This is a genomic window from Prosthecobacter fluviatilis (genome assembly GCF_042655725.1).
Taxonomy (GTDB): Bacteria; Verrucomicrobiota; Verrucomicrobiia; order Verrucomicrobiales; family Verrucomicrobiaceae; genus Prosthecobacter; species Prosthecobacter fluviatilis.
The window spans coordinates 283055-301131 of the sequence record NZ_JBHSMQ010000001.1; the positions used below are offsets into that span (position 1 = coordinate 283055).

The 18077-nt window shown below is 55.1% G+C and carries 14 protein-coding genes; 6 read left to right on the forward strand and 8 right to left on the reverse strand.

The features are described 5' to 3' along the window. Window positions 1-330 precede the first annotated feature (330 nt). From ACFQDI_RS01095 to ACFQDI_RS01110, 4 genes are all read right to left on the reverse strand, one after another. Window positions 331-1086 carry a sugar transferase gene (locus ACFQDI_RS01095; protein WP_377162507.1) on the reverse strand — a complete coding sequence of 252 codons (756 nt, stop codon included), beginning with the start codon at window positions 1084-1086 and terminating at the stop codon, window positions 331-333. After that, on the reverse strand, window positions 1086-2339 hold the full coding sequence (locus ACFQDI_RS01100) for a glycosyltransferase family 4 protein (RefSeq protein ID WP_377162509.1): 1254 nt from the start codon (window positions 2337-2339) through the stop codon (window positions 1086-1088). The genes ACFQDI_RS01095 and ACFQDI_RS01100 overlap by 1 nt, the downstream gene beginning before the upstream one ends. After that, window positions 2336-5323, reverse strand: a complete 2988-nt coding sequence (locus ACFQDI_RS01105) for an ATP-binding protein (protein WP_377162511.1) — start codon at window positions 5321-5323, stop codon at window positions 2336-2338. The genes ACFQDI_RS01100 and ACFQDI_RS01105 overlap by 4 nt, the downstream gene beginning before the upstream one ends. 316 nt (window positions 5324-5639) lie before the next feature. Next, on the reverse strand, window positions 5640-6548 hold the full coding sequence (locus ACFQDI_RS01110) for a hypothetical protein (protein ID WP_377162513.1): 909 nt from the start codon (window positions 6546-6548) through the stop codon (window positions 5640-5642). A gap of 102 nt (window positions 6549-6650) precedes the next feature. Between ACFQDI_RS01110 and ACFQDI_RS01115 the strand changes: the two genes are divergently transcribed. The 5 genes from ACFQDI_RS01115 to ACFQDI_RS01135 all read left to right on the forward strand — a co-directional run bounded on the left by ACFQDI_RS01115 (window position 6651) and on the right by ACFQDI_RS01135 (window position 12065). Continuing rightward, window positions 6651-7427, forward strand: coding sequence for a YdcF family protein (locus ACFQDI_RS01115; RefSeq protein ID WP_377162515.1), 777 nt, complete (start codon window positions 6651-6653; stop codon window positions 7425-7427). A gap of 55 nt (window positions 7428-7482) precedes the next feature. Continuing rightward, a complete protein-coding gene (locus ACFQDI_RS01120) occupies window positions 7483-8667 on the forward strand; it encodes a polysaccharide pyruvyl transferase family protein (protein WP_377162517.1) in 1185 nt (394 codons plus the stop codon). After that, window positions 8651-9772 carry a glycosyltransferase family 9 protein gene (locus tag ACFQDI_RS01125; protein ID WP_377162519.1) on the forward strand — a complete coding sequence of 374 codons (1122 nt, stop codon included), beginning with the start codon at window positions 8651-8653 and terminating at the stop codon, window positions 9770-9772. Before ACFQDI_RS01120 ends, ACFQDI_RS01125 begins: the two co-directional genes overlap by 17 nt. A 160-nt stretch (window positions 9773-9932) precedes the next feature. Beyond that, on the forward strand, window positions 9933-10841 hold the full coding sequence (locus tag ACFQDI_RS01130) for a glycosyltransferase family 2 protein (RefSeq protein ID WP_377162521.1): 909 nt from the start codon (window positions 9933-9935) through the stop codon (window positions 10839-10841). Window positions 10842-10850: 9 nt separating this feature from the next. Beyond that, the gene (locus ACFQDI_RS01135; protein ID WP_377162523.1) at window positions 10851-12065 is read left to right on the forward strand and encodes a glycosyltransferase; all 1215 of its coding nucleotides are present in this window, start codon (window positions 10851-10853) and stop codon (window positions 12063-12065) included. Here the strand turns inward: ACFQDI_RS01135 and ACFQDI_RS01140 are convergent. The 4 genes from ACFQDI_RS01140 to ACFQDI_RS01155 all read right to left on the reverse strand — a co-directional run bounded on the left by ACFQDI_RS01140 (window position 12024) and on the right by ACFQDI_RS01155 (window position 16922). Next, complete coding sequence (locus ACFQDI_RS01140; RefSeq protein ID WP_377162525.1) at window positions 12024-13325, reverse strand: nucleotide sugar dehydrogenase; 1302 nt, start codon at window positions 13323-13325, stop codon at window positions 12024-12026. The genes ACFQDI_RS01135 and ACFQDI_RS01140 overlap by 42 nt on opposite strands. 81 nt (window positions 13326-13406) lie before the next feature. Beyond that, entirely contained in the window at window positions 13407-14999 is a 1593-nt protein-coding gene (locus ACFQDI_RS01145) for an ArnT family glycosyltransferase (RefSeq protein ID WP_377162527.1), read from the reverse strand. A 19-nt stretch (window positions 15000-15018) separates the two neighbouring features. Continuing rightward, window positions 15019-15726 carry a class I SAM-dependent methyltransferase gene (locus tag ACFQDI_RS01150; protein WP_377162529.1) on the reverse strand — a complete coding sequence of 236 codons (708 nt, stop codon included), beginning with the start codon at window positions 15724-15726 and terminating at the stop codon, window positions 15019-15021. A gap of 11 nt (window positions 15727-15737) precedes the next feature. Beyond that, entirely contained in the window at window positions 15738-16922 is a 1185-nt protein-coding gene (locus tag ACFQDI_RS01155) for a glycosyltransferase (RefSeq protein WP_377162531.1), read from the reverse strand. A 173-nt stretch (window positions 16923-17095) separates the two neighbouring features. On the opposite strand from ACFQDI_RS01155, the gene ACFQDI_RS01160 reads away from it, so the two are divergent. Next, window positions 17096-18061: a glycosyltransferase family 2 protein gene (locus ACFQDI_RS01160; RefSeq protein WP_377162533.1), complete on the forward strand. Its 966-nt coding sequence runs from the start codon at window positions 17096-17098 to the stop codon at window positions 18059-18061. Window positions 18062-18077 lie beyond the last annotated feature (16 nt).

Below are 18077 nucleotides of genomic sequence, written 5' to 3' on the forward strand. Positions count from 1 at the left end.
CGTATCAAGAGTGATGATGTTTGGTGATCTTTCTCCTGAGTCTTTGCCCGTGAAACGCAAGCGGGTTTCTTCGACACTGGGCTCATGTTTGACAGAAAGGACGGTGACAGACAAACCCCACCGGCCGCCTTTATCCACAGCATGCCGGATTTCGTGCGGGCGGTCAGCCGCCAGGAGAGTGGCGTTTTTGACTCCTGCGGCAGCGAGATGCTCCAGCCACAGATCCAGCAAGGTGCGCCCCAGTACCGGCCAGAGGGCAAGTGGACGGATGCGTCGGGCAAAACCTGCACATTTACGATAATCCGGGCAGATGATAAAAACGTCCATGACTTACATGCCTTTGCCCAGCACGATGGCCGGAATGGTTTTGAGAAGGATCCAGAGATCTCTCAGGAAAGAATGGCTTTCAATGTAACGCACATCGAGGGAGACCTGCTCACCGAAGTCGATGCTGTTGCGGTCGCCGATTTCCCAAAAGCGTCCTTCACGCTCGCCCACCTGCCACAAGCAGGTGATGCCTGGCTTGGCATGGAGCCTGCGCCGGTCAGCGCTGGAATACAGAGCAGCCTCACGCGGCAGGCACGGGCGCGGACCAACGATGGACATGTCTCCTCTGAGGACATTGAAAAACTGGGGGAGTTCGTCAATCGATGCCTTGCGGATGAACCGCCCGATGGGGGTCACCCGCGGGTCGTTCTTCATCTTGAAGGTAATCCCCTGGGACTTTTCGTTTTGCGCGAGGAGCTGGCTGAGTCTGGCCTCGGCATCGATACACATGGATCGAAACTTGAGCATTTCAAAATCGCGGCCATTGAAGCCGATACGGCGCTGTCTGAAAAAGATGGGCCCGCCGTCGCGACGGATGAGCAGCGCGATTACTAGCATCAAGGGAGACGCAAGGATCAGTGCTATGATGCTGATCAGGATGTCGAACAGGCGCTTGACAGCAAGCGTGCCATTGACCACAGCGAGCCACATGCAGCGCTTGAGGCGCATCGCAAAACGCATTCTGAGGCGCCCCAATCGGCTCTGGGCCTCGAGGATGCGCCGCACTTCAGGGGCGTCAGGAGCGGGCAGTGTTTTCATCACGCCGGAACTGTAACGACGTGGCCGGAACTGTAACCCCCCTCAAGTGGGGGACTCGGGTGTGTGCAACTGCGGGATTCGCTTATGGCGCGGTCAAACATCGCCTCAAGACCAGCAATGTAGGATGGGAAGTCATAGCGTGCACTGACCAGCTGGAGACCATTCTCACCGAGTTGCCTAGCCCGCGCTTTGTTCTGAAGCAGATCATCAAGACTGGCGGCAAATGCATCTCGATTCATCCAGGGCACGAGGTGGCCGTTAAATCCGTCCTTCAGCCAGTCTTTGATTCCGCCGGCGTCAAATGCCACGACCGGCAGTGCATAACGCATGACCTCGAGGCCGATGGTGGCAATCGGCTCCGGCCAGACGCTGCTGAGCGCGACAACACTGCACTCCCGGTAGTAAGACTTGAGCTCTTCCTGGGGAATGAAGCCTTTGAAATGCACCCGGTCATCCAGTCCAAGTCTATGGCTCAAGGCCTCGCAGTAACTTTTGTGATTGCCGTCACCGAGAATGACGCACTCAAATTTGGATTTTACCCGTGCAAGAGATTCAAGCAGCACGTCAACCCCTTTGCCACGGATGATCTGACCAGCGTAGAGTATGAGATTACGGTCGCTAAATGTGCTCCTCAGGGAGGGATCTCCCATGCGTGGCACTGGAGCATGGATTTCAATGCGCGAGGCATCGAAGCCGTTTCGGAGCAGTTCATCGCGCATGTACTCTGTGACCACCACCATGCGGTGGAAGCGTTGGTTGAGCGCAATCTCCCGCTTCTTTGCCCGGTAGCTGACCCATTTGAGAGGGAAGCCGCCGCCGTTATTTTTGACGATGCAGGCCCCGCAGCCAAACACGCAGTACAGAGAGGCGGGACGTGTGCAGATTTTGCGCGAGAAGTAGTGGTACTTGTAGCTGCGCATGCAGTAGATGTCGTGATCATGCACCATGCGGACGAGGGGAAGCCCGCTGTTCACAAGAGACTGAATCACGTCCAGGTCGGCCATTTTATGGACATAGACTGCGTCGGGCTGGAATGCCGTGAGCGCCGCCCGTGTGCGGGCTGCATTGTCACCTGCCAGTTCAAAGCGTTCGCTGAACACACTATTCCATGCGTCTTCGTTTTTGCCTGTGCCCGGTCCATGAAGAATGCCAACCTGATGGGATCTGCCCCTGAGTTCCTGGGCTGTGATGAATGCATTTGCCTCAGCGCCTGCCAAGGCCCCAAACCGTTCGTGAACGTAGAGAATTTTCATGAGGTGACAGTAGTGGACCTGAGATGTTCAAGCTCCTGGCGCAGAGAGGGCTCGGCGGAAGCAAAACCGTGCCTGATCTGCTCTACCAGGGAGGGCTGGCCAGCGTGGCTGCCTGATTCCGCCAGATGCTCGAGGTCTTGGCACAGGGCATAAATGTGGGTGAGGCCGAAGAGCGAGCTGCTTCCTTTCAACGAGTGTGCGGTGCGTCGTAGCGCAGGCTGATCCTGACCTGCCGCGAGGTTTTCAAGATCCGAGATGCGTTCAGGTGTGTCTTTAAGCCAGTTTTCAATGAGTTCTGCCGTGTCTTCCGTGCTCAATTCATCTGCCAGCAGCTTGACGGCGTCTTTGGTTGTTTCTGCCTCCTCTTCAGTCCAGCCGCCGAGCGCGGGGGGGGGCGCGACAGGTTCTTGGGTATGAATGCTGGCCAGAGCCTCGGTCAGTGCCTTTGCCCTCAGAGGTTTGGATATGTAGTCATCCATGCCGGCCTCGAAGCAGCGCTCGCGCTCGCCATCCATGACGTTCGCAGTCATGGCGATAATGCAGCAACGTGGTCGTTTCCAGTGCGTGCTGGTTTCGATTTCTCGAATGGCACGAGTGGCCTCATAGCCGTCCATCCGCGGCATGTGGCAGTCCATCAGGATCGCATCATAGGGGCGTGCGGCGAATTGATTGAGCGCCTGCTCACCGTCACGAGCTACATCGGCGCTGAATCCGTGTTTTTCCAGCATCATGATGGCCATCCGAAGATTCACTTCGTTATCTTCCACGACGAGCAATCTTAGCTTTTTGGCGCCGGGGAGTGCGAGCGACTGCTCGGGCGATTTTGTCTCGGTGTTTTTTACGGCAAGCTGCTCAGATGCGGACACCTGATGGACTGGCAGTTTAAACCAGAAACGCGAGCCAAGTCCTGGTGTGCTGTGCACACCGATGGTGCCTCCCATCAGTTCGACAAGCCGCTTGCTGATGGCAAGCCCCAGTCCGGTGCCTCCGTAGCGACGTGTCGTGGAGCTGTCCACCTGTGAAAAGGGTTGGAACAGCTTGCGCTGCTGCTCCTCATTCATCCCTATGCCGCTGTCAGTCACACTAATCTCAATCTGTTCGCGTTCGCCTTCGGGTGCGGTCACTGGGATGAGCTGAATGCAGATGCTTCCATGCTCGGTAAACTTGATGCCATTGCCGACAAGATTCATCAAAATCTGACGAAGACGTCCAGGGTCAGCTTTTATCACCAGTGGAATTGCAGGGTCGATTGCAACTTTCAGATCGACCCCGCGGGAGATGGCTTTGTGCTGCAGCAATCCTACGACACCGTCTACGATGGAATCCAGCCTGCAGGTTTCCTCAACCAGGTCGAGCCTGCGCGCTTCGATTTTGGAGAAATCGAGAATGTCCTCGATAATGGTCATGAGCGCTTCACCGCTCTGGCGGACAGCCTCCACCATCTCATGCTGCCTTTCGTCCAGGCTGGTGTCGAGCAGCAGGGATGACATGCCGATGATGCCATTCATCGGGGTGCGAATTTCGTGGCTCATGGTGGCCAGGAATTCGCTTTTGGCGCGATTCGCGCTTTCCGCAGCTTCCTTGGCGCTCACCAAGTTCTGCTCGACACACTTGCGGACTATGAACTGACCCAGCTGGTTGCCAATGCCTGCGAATGCTTCCAGCAGGGATTGCTCGGGAGCGCTGGCATCGGAGCTGAACAATTCGAGCACGCCCAGAATGTCACCCTGAGTTACTATGGGAAAGGCGATCGCTCCATGAAGCTGGCACTTTTTGGCCATGGCTGCCCGAGGGCACTCACTCTGTTCTGCCACATCGCGAATCCATTGAGGCTCGCCACTGTGCAGGACGATCCCCGGAAGCCCGCAGCCTCGTTTAAAGGTCATGGTGCGGGAAAGCTCCACGAATCCCGTGATGTCTCTGAGCGGTGAATGCCAAATTTCCACGAGGTGGAGGTTCTGCTGTTCAGAGTCCAGCATCCATAGTGAGCCCGCGATCCAGCCGAGCTGGTTGCATATGAGCTGAATGACTTTGGCCGCCGCCTGGCGGACTGTGTCTGCTTCAGCCAGCGTGCGACTGGTGGAATACTGGAGGGCGCGGCGCTGATCATCCTGCCTGCGCTGGGTGATGTCGCTTTCGATCGACATGAAGTTAACTACCTCGCCTGCGTCATTACGGATTGGCTGGATTTCGATTGAAGACCAGTATTTCCTGCCCGAGCGGTGGTAGTTGAGCATTTCCACACGGAAACCGCGCTGCTGCTGCAGGCACTGGTTCATGAAGTTGTCCGCACCGGGGTCTGCCTCAGGACAGCGCAAAAAATCTCCAGGCTGGCGTCCGATGACCTCATCCAAAAGCCAGCCGGTCATGCGGGTGAATCCCTCATTGACCCACTCGATGCGTCCTGCTGCATCGGTAACAATCACAGCGTTATCTGTTCTGGCAGCCACCAGAGCCAGTTTGTGAGACTGCTCCTCCTGCTCCCGCAGCTGTATGCGCTGTTGTGTGAGCTGGCTGGCCAGTCGCTGCAGGTCAGTGGTGACTTTGCGCTGCATCTGCAGCACCTGCAGCAGATCCAAAGTTTGATCGTGCACGGCAAAATCCTGGATTGTCAGTCCCATTTGATGGGCCTGGTCAGGCTCTGTGAGCCAGGGCGAAGCGAGCATGATGCCCCGTCTTGGACGCTCCAGCAGCATCACCTGCCCGCGCAAGATCACTGTTTTACGCAGGTCTTCCAAGAGGAAAAGCCTGTCTGGATGGGCACGCGCGTGGGCATCACAAAACTCTCCTTCAGGGCTTTGTGAATGGAAGACATCCTGCAGCCGGGCTCCAGGCACCGCCTGCGGGCATATTTTGAGCAGGGAGGCCCCTGATTCTGTGATGACGGAGTTTGCGTCCCAGGCAAAGTAAAATGGGAATACGCGGACGAAATCCCGCACACTTACCTGTGTGTAATCGAGTGATCTGGAGCCCGGCTCGTTCATGCTGCGAGTGATGTCCGGCGTGCCGGGAATGCACCAGACGAATAAGCGGAGATTGTGGACTGAGTCAGACGAACAATGAATGGCGCAACGTAAAAAAGCTGGGCCACAGGTCCGACCGATTCTGGTGCGGGAGCAGAGCGCCGAGCGTTGCCAAATTCAGCTCCGATTTTTACAGAGATGAAATTTTTAGCGGCTTTGTGAACCTGGCTGCGCATGATGACTGTGGATGTGTTTCGCAAACATCGCTGTTCATGCCATGCAGTCATTCCCCGCAGATGCGGGGACTCTGGCAGTCTCTTGACAGAGGCTCCTGCTCTTAGCGTGAAGACGGGGCTTTGCGTGGAATCAGACGAAGTCGATGAATGAGGAGGCTGGCTTCAGGCTCACCTGCAGCCAGAAACAAAACCAGCTGATGAACATCTGTGCAGCCGGTGGATTGTGGCCATTCAATTTGGATCTGCTGACGCCCTGGTGCGATCCATCCTCCTGCCCGAAGACGGGGGCCTGTCTTGCTCTTCAGATCAAGGCGCAGCCCCAATTCGACTTTGTCCGATGCTTGCAGGGTCGCATCAATCTCCAAGCGATCAAAAGAACTCCAATCACGATTGCAGGCGTCCAGGTGCGCGCTGGCCGGTTTTTGGCGTGTGCGCGTCAGAAGCATTGACGCATCCTGCGCGTTACGCTCGCTCGTAGATGCTGAGTCCAGTGACCAAAAAAAACCTCCGTTGCCCGTCTGGAGATCCATCAATTCAGGAAACAGCCTGTCAGCCGCGTGCTTTGCCATCAGCACCCGTGTGAACCAACTCAGCGGAGAGTACATAAGCAGGACAACAGCCACAGCACGCATGATTGTTCGCCATAAGGGTAGTCGAATGATGGAGCCGCCGATCCATAGCGAAGCTGCCGCAATGCCTGTGACGCCCCACATGAAATCCCCGAAGTCTCCCGTGCGATGAAACCATGGTTGAATGATTTCGGCAATGGCAGCCAAAAAAACTGATGACAAAGAGGCCCGGAACATGCTGCCCCAGCTGCCGGTGCTGGAGTTTCTGAACAGCCTTTCCAAGGCAAGACAGCAGATGCCCATCAGCGGAGCGTGCAGGCGGTTAATGCACTCACCTCTCCAGCCAGCAGACCAGCCCCCCGGCAGCGGAAGCAGCAATGATATCCCACCTGTGACAAGCAGCAGGAGCGGAATCAGAAAACGTTGAAATGGAAGCTTCAAGTCGGAGCGGCGGATGGGTTAAATAGGCGTGAGTGATTATATCCCTGTGAATTTTATGCCGCACGTGTTGCAGAAAGCAGCAATGCGACTCTAAACTGCGATGTGAATACGATCCTGAAAACTTTGCTGCTATTTACTCAGCCTCTTTTTTTAGTCTGGCTCTTTCTGGGAATTTGGCTGCTAAGACTGCTGTGGAACCGAAATAATGTTCATAGGTGGATGCCGGTCGTTGCCTGGCTGTTGCTCACGGCCTTTTCATGCACTCCGATAGCCGCTGTGCTTTTGGCGGATCTTGAAAATCGCGTTCCCAGAGTCCAAATGAACACGTTGCCGGAGGCAGATGCGATCTTATGTCTTGGTGGAGGAGTTGAGCCTTCGTTGTCAGAGCCCACAGGATTTCATCTGAAAGTCGGCGCAGACCGACTGAGCACCGCCCTCATGCTTGCGTCTGCGAAAAAGGCTCCTCTGCTGATTCTTGGAGGCGGTGGGTATCCCCAAGAGCGGCGAACTTTTTCTGAGGCTGATGCGATTCGTGACCACCTCACAGCCCATGTGCCGCTCAGCATACAGCTGCACAGCATCGGGGTATGCAGTGATACACACGATGAAGCGCTCAAAGCGGCCGAGGTGATGAAGAAGCGTGGACTGAAGCGGCTTTTGCTCGTCACCAGCGCAAGTCACATGCCACGCGCCATCGCGGTCTTCAGCAAGACGGAAGTCCAGGTGACCCCTGTCCCATGCAACTACCTGAGCAGCCTCAATAACGTCGGTGATTTTCGCTGGCTGCATTGGCCCAGCCATCATGGGTTTGAGCTTTTCACGATGTGGGCACATGAGATCATCGGCCATTATGTGTATCTTTGGCGCGGCTGGATTTGAAAAGGAAGTGCCGGATCATGGGTGATTGTGCATGCATGTTACGTTCCTCATCATAATGAAACTCTTGTCACATATCAGGCTGCTGGCAGACCACTGCGCCTTTTTGTGCATGAGCGTCGCACACAAATGGTCACGGTCTGCAAGAAAAACCAGGCGTGAAGAGGCCTGCTTGATTGTGCACATTGGGCATCACTTTTGGGGGGCGGGCAATGTAGGGGATGACTTGATGCTCGCCGGATTTCTCTCCGAGCTGCGCAAGGCAGAAGTTCCTGTGCGGTTAACCTGCTGTGTGCCTGCACACCATGAACATCTCAGGATCCTGCATCCCGAGGTTGAGTGGAAGCCTTACGCGATGGCGGGGCGTTGGCGAGCCATCAGTGAAGCTGACTGCTGGCTCGGACTGGGAGGGACTCCATTTCAGGTGGACTCTGGCGACTGGCTGGAGCGGCATCTGGACGTAGAGCGTGAAATTTGTGAATGCCTGAACAAGCCCATGTATTTTCTTGGGGTGGGCGTGGGTAATGCCGAAGCGCTGCAAAGGCCGAAATACAAACGATTGATCAATGTGGCCAAGCATTTCTGGGGACGGGATGAAATGTCCACGGCCTTGCTGGCTGAGGCCTCGGGTGGAAAAGCATCGCTGGCAGCTGACATGGCCAACCTTTTTTTTAGCCAGCACAGACCTCTCCATATGGAACGGTCTATTGGCTGCCTTCTGCATTTCGAAGACCGGTCTCATTTTTCTTTGGAGGCCTTCTGCGATCTGTTTGAGCGCCATTCTGATCAGAGCCGTTTATGGCTGATCCAGGAATCAAGGCACCTTCGATGGTCTGAAAAAGCATTATGGCAGGAGCTGCCTGCTGCTGTGCAGGCTGAGATGCGCTTATCTCAACCCGAGTGGGCTGCTCAAAATATGAATGAGCTTTTGAACTGCTGGGGCATGCCAGAGGTGCTGATCAGCAGTCGCTACCATGGCGCGCTGATGGCTGCATGGAGTGGGTCCAGGGTGGTCATCATTGCCAGGAACGGGAAGCTGGCGGGTCTGGCTCGTCAGCTGGGCCTTCTGTCGGTTGCAAAGCTGAGCGACCCAAGCGCTTTGAGCGAAGCGATAAGCCGTTCGAAAGCTGTATCCACGGAGAGCCTCATGAAGTTGGCCCGCATGGCATCTAACTCAGTTAAAGAATGGCTGCAGCAAATGTTCAGTCAAATAGCGCACCCAGCGTATGATCGCCACATTTAGATTTTGGATCTATCTATTGGCGCTGAAAATGGCAGCGCTGGCAGGTGCGTTGGTGAGGCGGCCTCGTCGTCACTATCGTCTGGCAATCCTCAAGCTGGACCGGCTGGGGGATGCCGTGCTGTCTCTGGGGGCGGTGAAGCATTTGGCAGCCGGCCTGCCTGCAGAGGAGGTGCTGCTCGTGGTCTCCCCGATTGCCGAACCGTTGTTTCGCGAGGAATTTCCCAATACGCCGCTGTTGGTGCTGCCTGCCTTTTGTGGGCACTTCTGCCCTGACTTCCTGCGTTTTTTATGGCTGCATAGCGCGCAGCTTTGCGCGTTGGATGTGGATTCGCTGGTCTGTCTGCGGCATCAGCCCTCAGACTACCTGCACGCCATTGCCTGTTTGATTCAGCCAAAGTGCAGCCATGCTTCCACATGGGAAAAGCCGCGAAGTTCCCTGTGTCTGGCTTTTCCTGCGGCGACACAGACGCCTTATCCAAAAATTCGCGAGGAAGTCTGCCTTGAGCTCGAAGCTCATCGACGAGTGCTGGGGAATGCTCTGGGCAAAGAAGTCATGATGAAAGAGATCATGCCTTCAATCTCCTGCGTGACACCGCGCATGGGTGAGACGCTTGTAGTTTGTCCACAGGCAGGCAGCGACATCAGGGAGTATCCCCCGGCATTGCTCGCTGAAGCTTTGCGATTGTTTCTGAAGACCAACTCAATGCCAGTGCACTTTTGTGTCCCACCCGGAGCGCATGCGGGGATATGGCAGCGGGCTATGGATGCATCAGGGGTGGCTGTCGCAGCCTGGCTTACACCTGCCACTTTTAAAGAACTGCTGATTCTTCTCGCGGGTGCGCGTCTTGTCATGGCTCCAGAATCGGGTCCGGCCCATCTTGCTACCGCGATGAACAAGCCAGGGGTCTTTATTCTGGGGGGCGGGCATTATGGCATGTTTGCTCCCTGGCAAAAAAGCAGGCTTCAGATATGGCTCAACCACGCCATGAGATGCGATCAATGCAACTGGGAATGCATCCAAGCAGCACCCTACTGCATCACCCGAATCGCACCGGCTGACATTGCCGCCGCCTTGGTGGAGGTCTACACTGCCTCGGCAATCTGACCTTATGGACCATTGGATCCGGATAGTTATCAAGGCTGGAGAGGCACAGCTAAGCGAGACTAGACTTGATGTGCGCTCCGGTTTGTCAGCTTTAAGGTGATATGTTGGCATGTTGCATTTCCTTGCTTGCGAGCTGACATGCAAGCTCGTATCTGGGAACATGTTAACCTCACCAATTGCACACGGGCAGCATTTGGTTTGGCTCCTTGTTCCTGTGCATAATCGTCGCGACATTACCAGGCGGTGCCTGGTGCATTTGGACAATCTTGGCGTTCGCGGATGGACCCGGGTCATGGTCATTGATGATGGCAGCAATGACGGCACTTGTGAAATGCTGGCGCGGGATTTTTCCTGGGTGCTCACCCTGCGTGGTGACGGAAATCTTTGGTGGGCTGGCGCCATCAGGCTTGGCATGGAAGCGGCGCTGGCTGCTGGAGCTGACTGCATATGCTGGATCAATGATGACAGCCTGCCTGATCAAGGCAGCTTGGAAATGCTGGTGAAAGTCTCTCTCGAACATAAGGCTGTTTGTGGAGGGGTCAGCAGGACTTCGGATGGTGCTTTTGTGTATTCCGGGGGCCTCATCAAGCGCCGCTGGCCACGACATGCGGCAATTGCCCCAAGCCCGAAAGAGTCCCCGATGGCAGTGGAGTGGCTGCATGGCAACATGGTAGCCATTCCTGCATCTGTGTGCGCGCAGATTGAGTTGCCAGACTGTCACTGGATCAAACACAACTTTGCAGACGTCGATTTTACTTTTCGTGCTCACAAGGCCGGTATTCCTGTGCTGCTGGTGCCTTCAGCAACGGGAGTCGCTGAGCGCAACGATACGGCATCTTATTGGTCTTGGGCGGACCCTCGTCTTAAATCGAGGGCTATTTTGCAAGGTTTTGCGAATCCCAAAGTATGGTGGTATGCACCAAGCCTTGTCCGCTTCAAAATATTCCACTTTGGTATCCTTGGTGCCTTGGATTGTGGCTGGCTTTTATGCAAGGCCATGGCAGCCATTATTTTGAAGTATCTGCCCATCCAGAAGTTGACATTCACAAAGCAAAGAATCAGAGATTAATCCAATTCGATGTCCGAAGAATTCAAGACTGGTCAGCATATCCTTTCTGGTTACGAATGGGTGGTTTTTGGGCCCGACTGGGGACGGCATCCTTCAGTCAGCCAGCACTTGTTCAGTGAGTTTCTCGGCTTTAGTCCTGTGTTGTGGGTGGAAACAGTTGGGCTGCGAGAGCCGCAATTGAGCAAGCGAGATCTCATACGCTCGATTCAAAAAATTGTTGATTTCATTTCCGGCAGGCGGCGCCGTTTTGCGTCTGCTCCCAATGGACTGACGGTCATCTGCCCGCCAACCCTGCCTTTTACGAGGATAAGGCTCGTCAGACTCCTCAACGCCTGGCTTGTGCGCCGGGGCGTTGAAATGGCCAGACGACGACTGAATTTGAAGAATCCCACACTTGTAGTCTGCACCCCCTCACAGAGTGATTTTGTAGGGAGCATGGGAGAAGGGGCCAGCATCTACTACTGCTCAGACCAGTACTCCCTTTGGCCCGGGATGAATCAACAGCATGTAGTGCAGATGGAGCGCTCTTTGCTGAAACGTGTGGACGCCATAGTTGCCGTTTCAGATTACCTTGCAGCTCAATTCAAAGAATGTGGCAAACCTGTTTGCACGCTAAAACAGGGGGTGGATCCAGCCCATTTTTCCCGATCTCTGCCAGTGCAACCCACCGGACATTTTGAGATTGTTTATTTTGGAATGATTGACGAGCGGCTTGATCTGGATCTCATCGCCGACATAGCCCGCAAGTTGCCCCAGGCGATCATACGTCTGATTGGTCCAGCCAAGGTCGACTTGAGTAAAATTGCCGGCTTACCCAGCATTCATGTCGAGTCGGCCATACCTTATGAGGATCTGCCCAAGAGCTTGGTGACCACGAATCTTTTCATACTGCCGTTTTTGATGACGGAGCTGGCTCGCAGCTGCAGCCCGCTCAAAATCAAAGAGTATTTGGCATGTGAGCGCCCCGTGATCTCCATGCCGCTACCCGAGGCCGAGATGCTCTCTGAGTTTGTACATGTGGCCAAAAACCAGGCTGCATTCCTGAATGCCGTGGTCGAAGCCAAAGAAGGCAGGCTCTCATTTGATGCGGGCGCAACTCGGCGTTTTATCCAGACTGAGACCTGGCGGGCCAAGGCTGTGGAGTTTTGCAAGTTTGTGCGTGATGTTTGCGCGCAAAAAAGACTACCAACAAATTCCTTCGTACTGCCAAGGGAGGGTGGATAATTCCCTCCAGCCATGAACATCGATCACGATCTGATCAGGATGTGACAGCTCCTGAAGGAGTTCCAGAGAAACGCATTTCTGGGAAACTACGATGACTTCGCTCGACTGCAGCACTTCTTTGGCATCTTGCTTCAAGAGCTGTGCCAGATGAGGCATGCGGGCCTGAATTTGTTGCTCGTTGGCACCAATGAGGCGGGATAGATTGATCTGCGGATCGTAAATGCTGAGTTCGTGGCCTCGCCCCAGGAGGGTCTCGGCGGCTGCCACCATGGGGCTGCCCCGAAGGTCGTCTGTATTCGCCTTGAATGCGAGTCCGAGGAAGCCGATGCGACGTTTTGCCTTGCCCTCAATCAGGCTGACAAAAAGCTCCTGATGGGCTGCGTTTGTTGCCGCAGTGTTTTCAAGCAGCGGCAGGCTGAGGTTTTCCTGACGGGCGAAAGATTTCAAAGCGGAGACATCCTTGGGCAGGCAGGAGCCGCCGAAAGGATTGCCTGGCTTCATATAGTAGCGGGAGATGTTCAGCCGTGTGTCGGAGCACAGCACATCCATGACTCGGGTTCCATCTTCCCCCAAGTGCTTGCAAAGACGGCCGATTTCATTGGCAAAGCCTACTTTCAACGCATGGAAATAATTGCAGGAGTACTTAATCATCTCAGCTCCCTCCCATCCCAAGACGGCTGGCTGGCCTCCCATGATTTCAAACACCTCATTATCTTCAGGCGCTGCACCATCGTGTGTGCCGATGACAACGAGAGAGGGCTCGCGGAAATCTCGAACTGCCGTGCCCTCCCGCAGAAACTCGGGGCAATAATAAACGCGCACCTGGCCGGATGCGAGAAGGTCTGACAGCATGCTGGTCACGAGGGCTCTGGTGCTGCCGGGAAGCATGGTGCTGCGATAGAGCAAGATGTGTCTCTTTTTTGAGCTTCTGATGGCTTCAGCGATCTGCGCAGTGACTTTGTGGACGTATTCGAGATTCAGTTTGCCGGAAGGAAGGGAAGGGGTGCCAACGCAAACAATGCTCACATCTGTGGTCGTCACAGCCCTGTGTACATCCAGCGTGGCTCCCAGCCGATTATCCACTGTCGCACGAGCGAGAAGGTCGTCGATTTCCGGTTCGACGATGGGAGATTTTCCTTTGCCGAAGGACTCAACTTTGGATTCATGCAGATCCACGCCGATGACGTGGTGTCCTTGTTCTGCAAGGCATGCCGAAGTGACTGCACCGACATAACCGAGTCCGAAAACTGAAACATTCATGTGAGGGATTGAGGAAAAGTGAATTGGATAATTCCTTGGGAGAATCTGATGAGTCAAACTGCGCCCGCATGAGGCGGGCGATTAATCTGGAGAGCTGTGGATGGATGAAGGGCTTCTTTGATAGACACGCAGTACACCCGTTTCACCGGGCCTGCGAGTGACCGTTTGTTCAAAGGCAAGCTGCCAGCGATCAGGGGCCAAATTGATTGCAGCGAGCAACTGGCGCTCGTGGGGCTGCTGCCGTTCTGCGGGGGCGGAGAGGTCAACAAAGACCCGTGAAATCCTTAATTTGTCGAGATGGTCGAGCAATTGATCCTGGCTGGCAAACGCAGCCTGATATCCACGTCCCATCCAGTCGCTTGACCCCAGTTCCTTGCTCCCGCGATAGACTCTTAGAGGGGATGGGGAACGTTTTGGGCAGGCAAAAGCAGCCGCCGCTATGACAGCTCCTTCGCCCCGTGGATCTGAGGCGATCAGCCAATAAACGGCCCGACCTTCCTGAGGGGCAGGCAAGGACTTGAGGACCGCAGATCCAAACCCATGCACGTCTTTCGAAGGAATTTCTGAAACCTCCACTGCTCCGAGGACAAAAATGGCGGCAAGTCCTGCTAGACGGCCCCGGCCTAAATATAAGCTTACACGATCTGCCGTCAGCATCGCTCCCACTAACAGTGCAGGGAGGGCGGGCAAAAGATATCTGCCTGCCAGCCCTGCAGGAATCAACAGTATGATCAACAAAGTCCCCACAAGCATCGAGCATAATGTTGCTGACAAAGCCGAATCAGACTGCTGGGCGCGGCTTTTTTTCATAAGCAGCGCCATTCCAATCACGGCGGACAGCGTAAACAGGATGCCGAGCATTCGCGGCAGCTCGTGACTGTAAAAGGTCAATGCCGCAGGGACAAAATCGTGAAGCGGCACATGAATCATGCCTTCGGCGGTGATTTTGGCCGAATACAGCATCCAAGGCCCGGCCAAGATGGCGACAGGCACTGCGGAAAACCACCAGGACACTTTTTTGAGCAGATGCCAGCGACTGCATTGAATTGTAGTCAACGGCGGGATGACACAAAGTGCCATGGCTGATCCCTTGGTAAGAATGGCGGCTGCAGCAAGCAGTCCGAACCCAGCTGACCTGACGAATGAAGGACGGTTAAGATAATCCTTCCATGACATGGCAGCCAGAATGGAGAGCAGGACCATCAGGCCGTCAGACATGACCAGCTGGTTTTGTTTGAGGCTGGCAGGCAGGAGAGTGACCAGCAAGCCTGCCATGAATGCCGCAGGCACCGACATCATCTTGGACGCCAGCCGGTAAGTGAGAGCAGACAGGGCTGCAGACAGAATGCTTTGCAAGATCAGCAAGCTCTGAACGGAGACCCATGGCAGTAGCCACAATCCTGCGAGAATGTAAAATCCCGGCGGGTAGTGCCCCAAGGCGACTTTGGGAAAGTCGGCATAGTATTGGGTGGCGAAACTCATGGGCGACCGGTGCCAGCCATCCGCCAAATAATCACGAACCATCAAACTCGTTACGGCATGAGCGGCTTCGTCCGGATCTCCTCCCAAGTCGGAGCTCCAGCCGCCTTGTCGTGCTACGAATGTCAGATTCAGCGCCAGGCTTATCAAAAAAACCAGCCAAGTGCAGCGCCGCCTCAGAGGATTTTGCGTCATGGGAGTGACGTCCATAGTGCTAGTGAGGGGCTTTCTGTGCCAGGATGAGGTACTGGCCACCCAGCGGGAGCTTGCACAAGGCGGGTTCGAGTGATCTGAGCGCGGCTAGAAATCCAGGGAAAACAAACAAATAGTCGGTCGCCAGAATGTTAAATCCACCCTCCTGCAGAAGACGTCGTGCTTGAGACGGAAACAGCATCTGCGCATCCTTGTCGAAAGGCACCCGGCTCATGACCCAATGTACTGCGGGATTCCATCGGTTATTCTCCCAGAAGGCAAAGACTCCACCCGGCTTGAGGCTTCTCCAGATCAGGCGGACTGCAGCCTGACGCTCTGCAGGCAGGATGTGATGAAAAACGCCATTGCAAAAAGCGAGGTCAAATTTTTCGCTCGGCACCTCCCCGGCTTCTGCTGTGAATGATGCGGCGGGCCATGTGACCGTCTGCTGCGCTTGCTTGATCGAGTCTGAGGATGGATCATACCCCATGTATTCCAATACTCCGAGACCATCCCTGAGAAAGGTGGCAGAGGTGCCCGTGCCACAACCAAAATCGAGGCATGAATTGGTTGCCTTTCCGTGTTCCTGAAGCTTTTGCTTCATCCACCTCACACGTCCGTCCGCATAATACTCCTTTGTTTCACCGGTGAGTGAAAGGCCTTGTTGCAGCGCCGAATCATAATTGGCCGCGTAGGCATCGAATTCAGTGCTGTTGTGCCCATGTTCCATAGAACGCCTCTCTAGCATAAAGAGGCAGCAGCGCCAGCGGTGACTGACTCTAAATTCACCGTGTGGCCGGAGGCGACGGCCGAATAGAGAGACTCATATTTTGCCAGCATGGAGGTCATGGAGTAATGCTTGCAGACGTGTTCACGGCCAGCCTTTCCGATGGACAGAAGTTTTTGCATGTCTGTACCCGCAATGCCGAGCAGCGCCTCTCTGAGCCTGTCCACTGTCGAATAATCTCTGATCCACCCGTGCTCTTCGTCATGGGCTACCTCCTTGGCGCCACATGCCTGATTTGCCAGAACGGGCAGGCCGCAGGCCATGCCCTCAAGAACGGCATTGGGCAAGCCTTCAAAAGAGGAGGCCACAACAAGAGCGTCTGCCGCCTGATAATACGGAAGGGGGTCTTGCTGGAAGCCAGCCCAGTGAATGGCATCTCTCGCCCTGCTCTTTTCCATCTGACTGAGAACATGGTCCTTCTCGGCCCCGCCATCTCCGACCAGCAACAGGCGGAGTTGTGGAGCGGAGGCGTGCGCTTGTTCAAACGCTTGGAGGAGGTCTGCATGCCGCTTGGTATCCCCAAAACGTGCGACTTTTACCAGCCAGAGCCCTTCCGGAGCCAGGCCAAGTTTCTGTCGCAGTGCCGCCTTGTTTTCTGTGGCAGGGCGAAAATGACCGGAGTCTACCCCATTGGTGAGGACTGTCTGCCAGGCATGGCGGTGCCCCATGCGTTTCATCTGGTCCATTTGCTGGCCAGCCACGGTAAAAACACAGTGACAAGCCCGATAAAGCAGTTTGCGCTGCCTTTGGCGTTTCTGGCTGAGGTCCTCCTTGCCCCAAAGTATGTGCTCCGAGTGCACAATCCGTGGGTGCTTGTGGGGGAGTCTTGCCAAAGAGGAATAAATGAGCCCACCCAGGTGGTGGGTGTGAACCACGTCAAAATCCCCCCTACGAATCAGCTTTCTCAGCTTTGCAATGGTGTTGAGGGAAAAGCCTGGTGGCTTTTGCAGCACGCTGACCTCCACATCCGGGTGCAACCTGGAAGCGAAAGGACCGCTGGCGCTCAGACAACAAACTGTGACTGAGGCCCCCCTTGCCTGGAGATGATTGCATACCCGCACCATGATGTTTTCCATGCCTCCGGGACAGAGGCTGTCCACGATCTGGAGAAGACGGACGCGTGAGGTGGGGATGGTCATGTATTGGAATGGTGACAAGCTTGCCTCTGCTCCGTTAGGGCTGCAAAACTATTTGTCATACGTTTCGTTTTCATTTCCGAGTGGCATGGGGAATGTTGCAAGGGAGGGGGGGACGCTCTGCTTGCCAGGCTCCAAGTGCGCGCCATATTTCTCGCTTTGACTGTCAGACTTCAATGATATCCATCATCATTCCTTGTTACAATTACGCTCACTACCTCGCAGATGCTGTTGAGTCGGCTATTCAGCAGAGGCAGGATGGGTTTCAGGTGGAAGTTCTCGTGATGGACGACGGTTCGACTGATGAGACATCACGAGTTGCAACTGGTTTTGGAGATGCCATACGCTACGTCAAGCAGGCAAATGCCGGCCTGTCAGCTACTCGCAATCAGGGCATGCGCATCGCGGCGAATGACCTGGTGGTTTTTTTGGACGCTGATGATGTTTTTCTGCCCGGAGCGGTGAAGGCATTGTGGGAGGCCTGGCAGCAGGCACCTCGGGGGCTGGCCGTCATGGCTGGCAGGGAGGTGGTGGTGGACGCCCAAATGCACCCTAAAGGGCCTCAGGCGCAGGAAGAAACGGGACAGATTCAGGAATTCTCCGCCTACGATCTTGTAGTCAGAAACCGTTTCGCACCAGCTGTGCTTGCAGACAAGCGTGTGCTTTTGGAACTTGGCGGCTTCGAATCCGGGCTCCGTGCTTCTGAAGACCGTGACATGTGGATCCGCGTAGCAGCACGCCATCGAGTTGCGAAACTGGATAAAATTATCCTGTGGAAGCGCGACCATGGTGGAAACATGTCGCGTGCCGCTCATCGACAGACCGAGTGCATACGCCAGGTGATTGCCAGAGCAGCCGCAAACACCGATCTGAAGCTTAATTCGCGCGACTTGCGCACGGCTGTGGCAGTCTGTTGGTACCAGTCAGCTCTGATGTTTGCAGAGGGGGGGCAGTTTGGCATGGCGGCGTGGCGGATGTTATGTTCAATCGCGACAGCACCTTTGATTTCCAGCAAGCAGACCTCGATTGCATTTTTCAGCCGATCCCGAGCTGTGGCAAGGCTGGCACTTGCTTCGCTCCGCAACCAATGGGTGTTATCTTCATGCAGAAAGACTTCTTTAACCTGCCACGGCAATCCATGAAGGTTTGTACTTGTGG

Excerpts from the sequence above, each read along its gene's own strand:
- ACFQDI_RS01095 (WP_377162507.1), bottom strand. The coding sequence starts at position 1,086 with ATGAAAACACTGCCCGCTCCTGACGCCCCTGAAGTGCGGCGCATCCTC.
- ACFQDI_RS01100 (WP_377162509.1), bottom strand. The coding sequence starts at position 2,339 with ATGAAAATTCTCTACGTTCACGAACGGTTTGGGGCCTTGGCAGGCGCT.
- ACFQDI_RS01105 (WP_377162511.1), bottom strand. The coding sequence starts at position 5,323 with ATGAACGAGCCGGGCTCCAGATCACTCGATTACACACAGGTAAGTGTG.
- ACFQDI_RS01120 (WP_377162517.1), top strand. The coding sequence starts at position 7,483 with ATGAAACTCTTGTCACATATCAGGCTGCTGGCAGACCACTGCGCCTTT.
- ACFQDI_RS01125 (WP_377162519.1), top strand. The coding sequence starts at position 8,651 with ATGATCGCCACATTTAGATTTTGGATCTATCTATTGGCGCTGAAAATG.
- ACFQDI_RS01130 (WP_377162521.1), top strand. The coding sequence starts at position 9,933 with ATGTTAACCTCACCAATTGCACACGGGCAGCATTTGGTTTGGCTCCTT.
- ACFQDI_RS01135 (WP_377162523.1), top strand. The coding sequence starts at position 10,851 with ATGTCCGAAGAATTCAAGACTGGTCAGCATATCCTTTCTGGTTACGAA.
- ACFQDI_RS01140 (WP_377162525.1), bottom strand. The coding sequence starts at position 13,325 with ATGAATGTTTCAGTTTTCGGACTCGGTTATGTCGGTGCAGTCACTTCG.
- ACFQDI_RS01145 (WP_377162527.1), bottom strand. The coding sequence starts at position 14,999 with ATGACGCAAAATCCTCTGAGGCGGCGCTGCACTTGGCTGGTTTTTTTG.
- ACFQDI_RS01150 (WP_377162529.1), bottom strand. The coding sequence starts at position 15,726 with ATGGAACATGGGCACAACAGCACTGAATTCGATGCCTACGCGGCCAAT.
- ACFQDI_RS01155 (WP_377162531.1), bottom strand. The coding sequence starts at position 16,922 with ATGACCATCCCCACCTCACGCGTCCGTCTTCTCCAGATCGTGGACAGC.
- ACFQDI_RS01160 (WP_377162533.1), top strand. The coding sequence starts at position 17,096 with ATGATATCCATCATCATTCCTTGTTACAATTACGCTCACTACCTCGCA.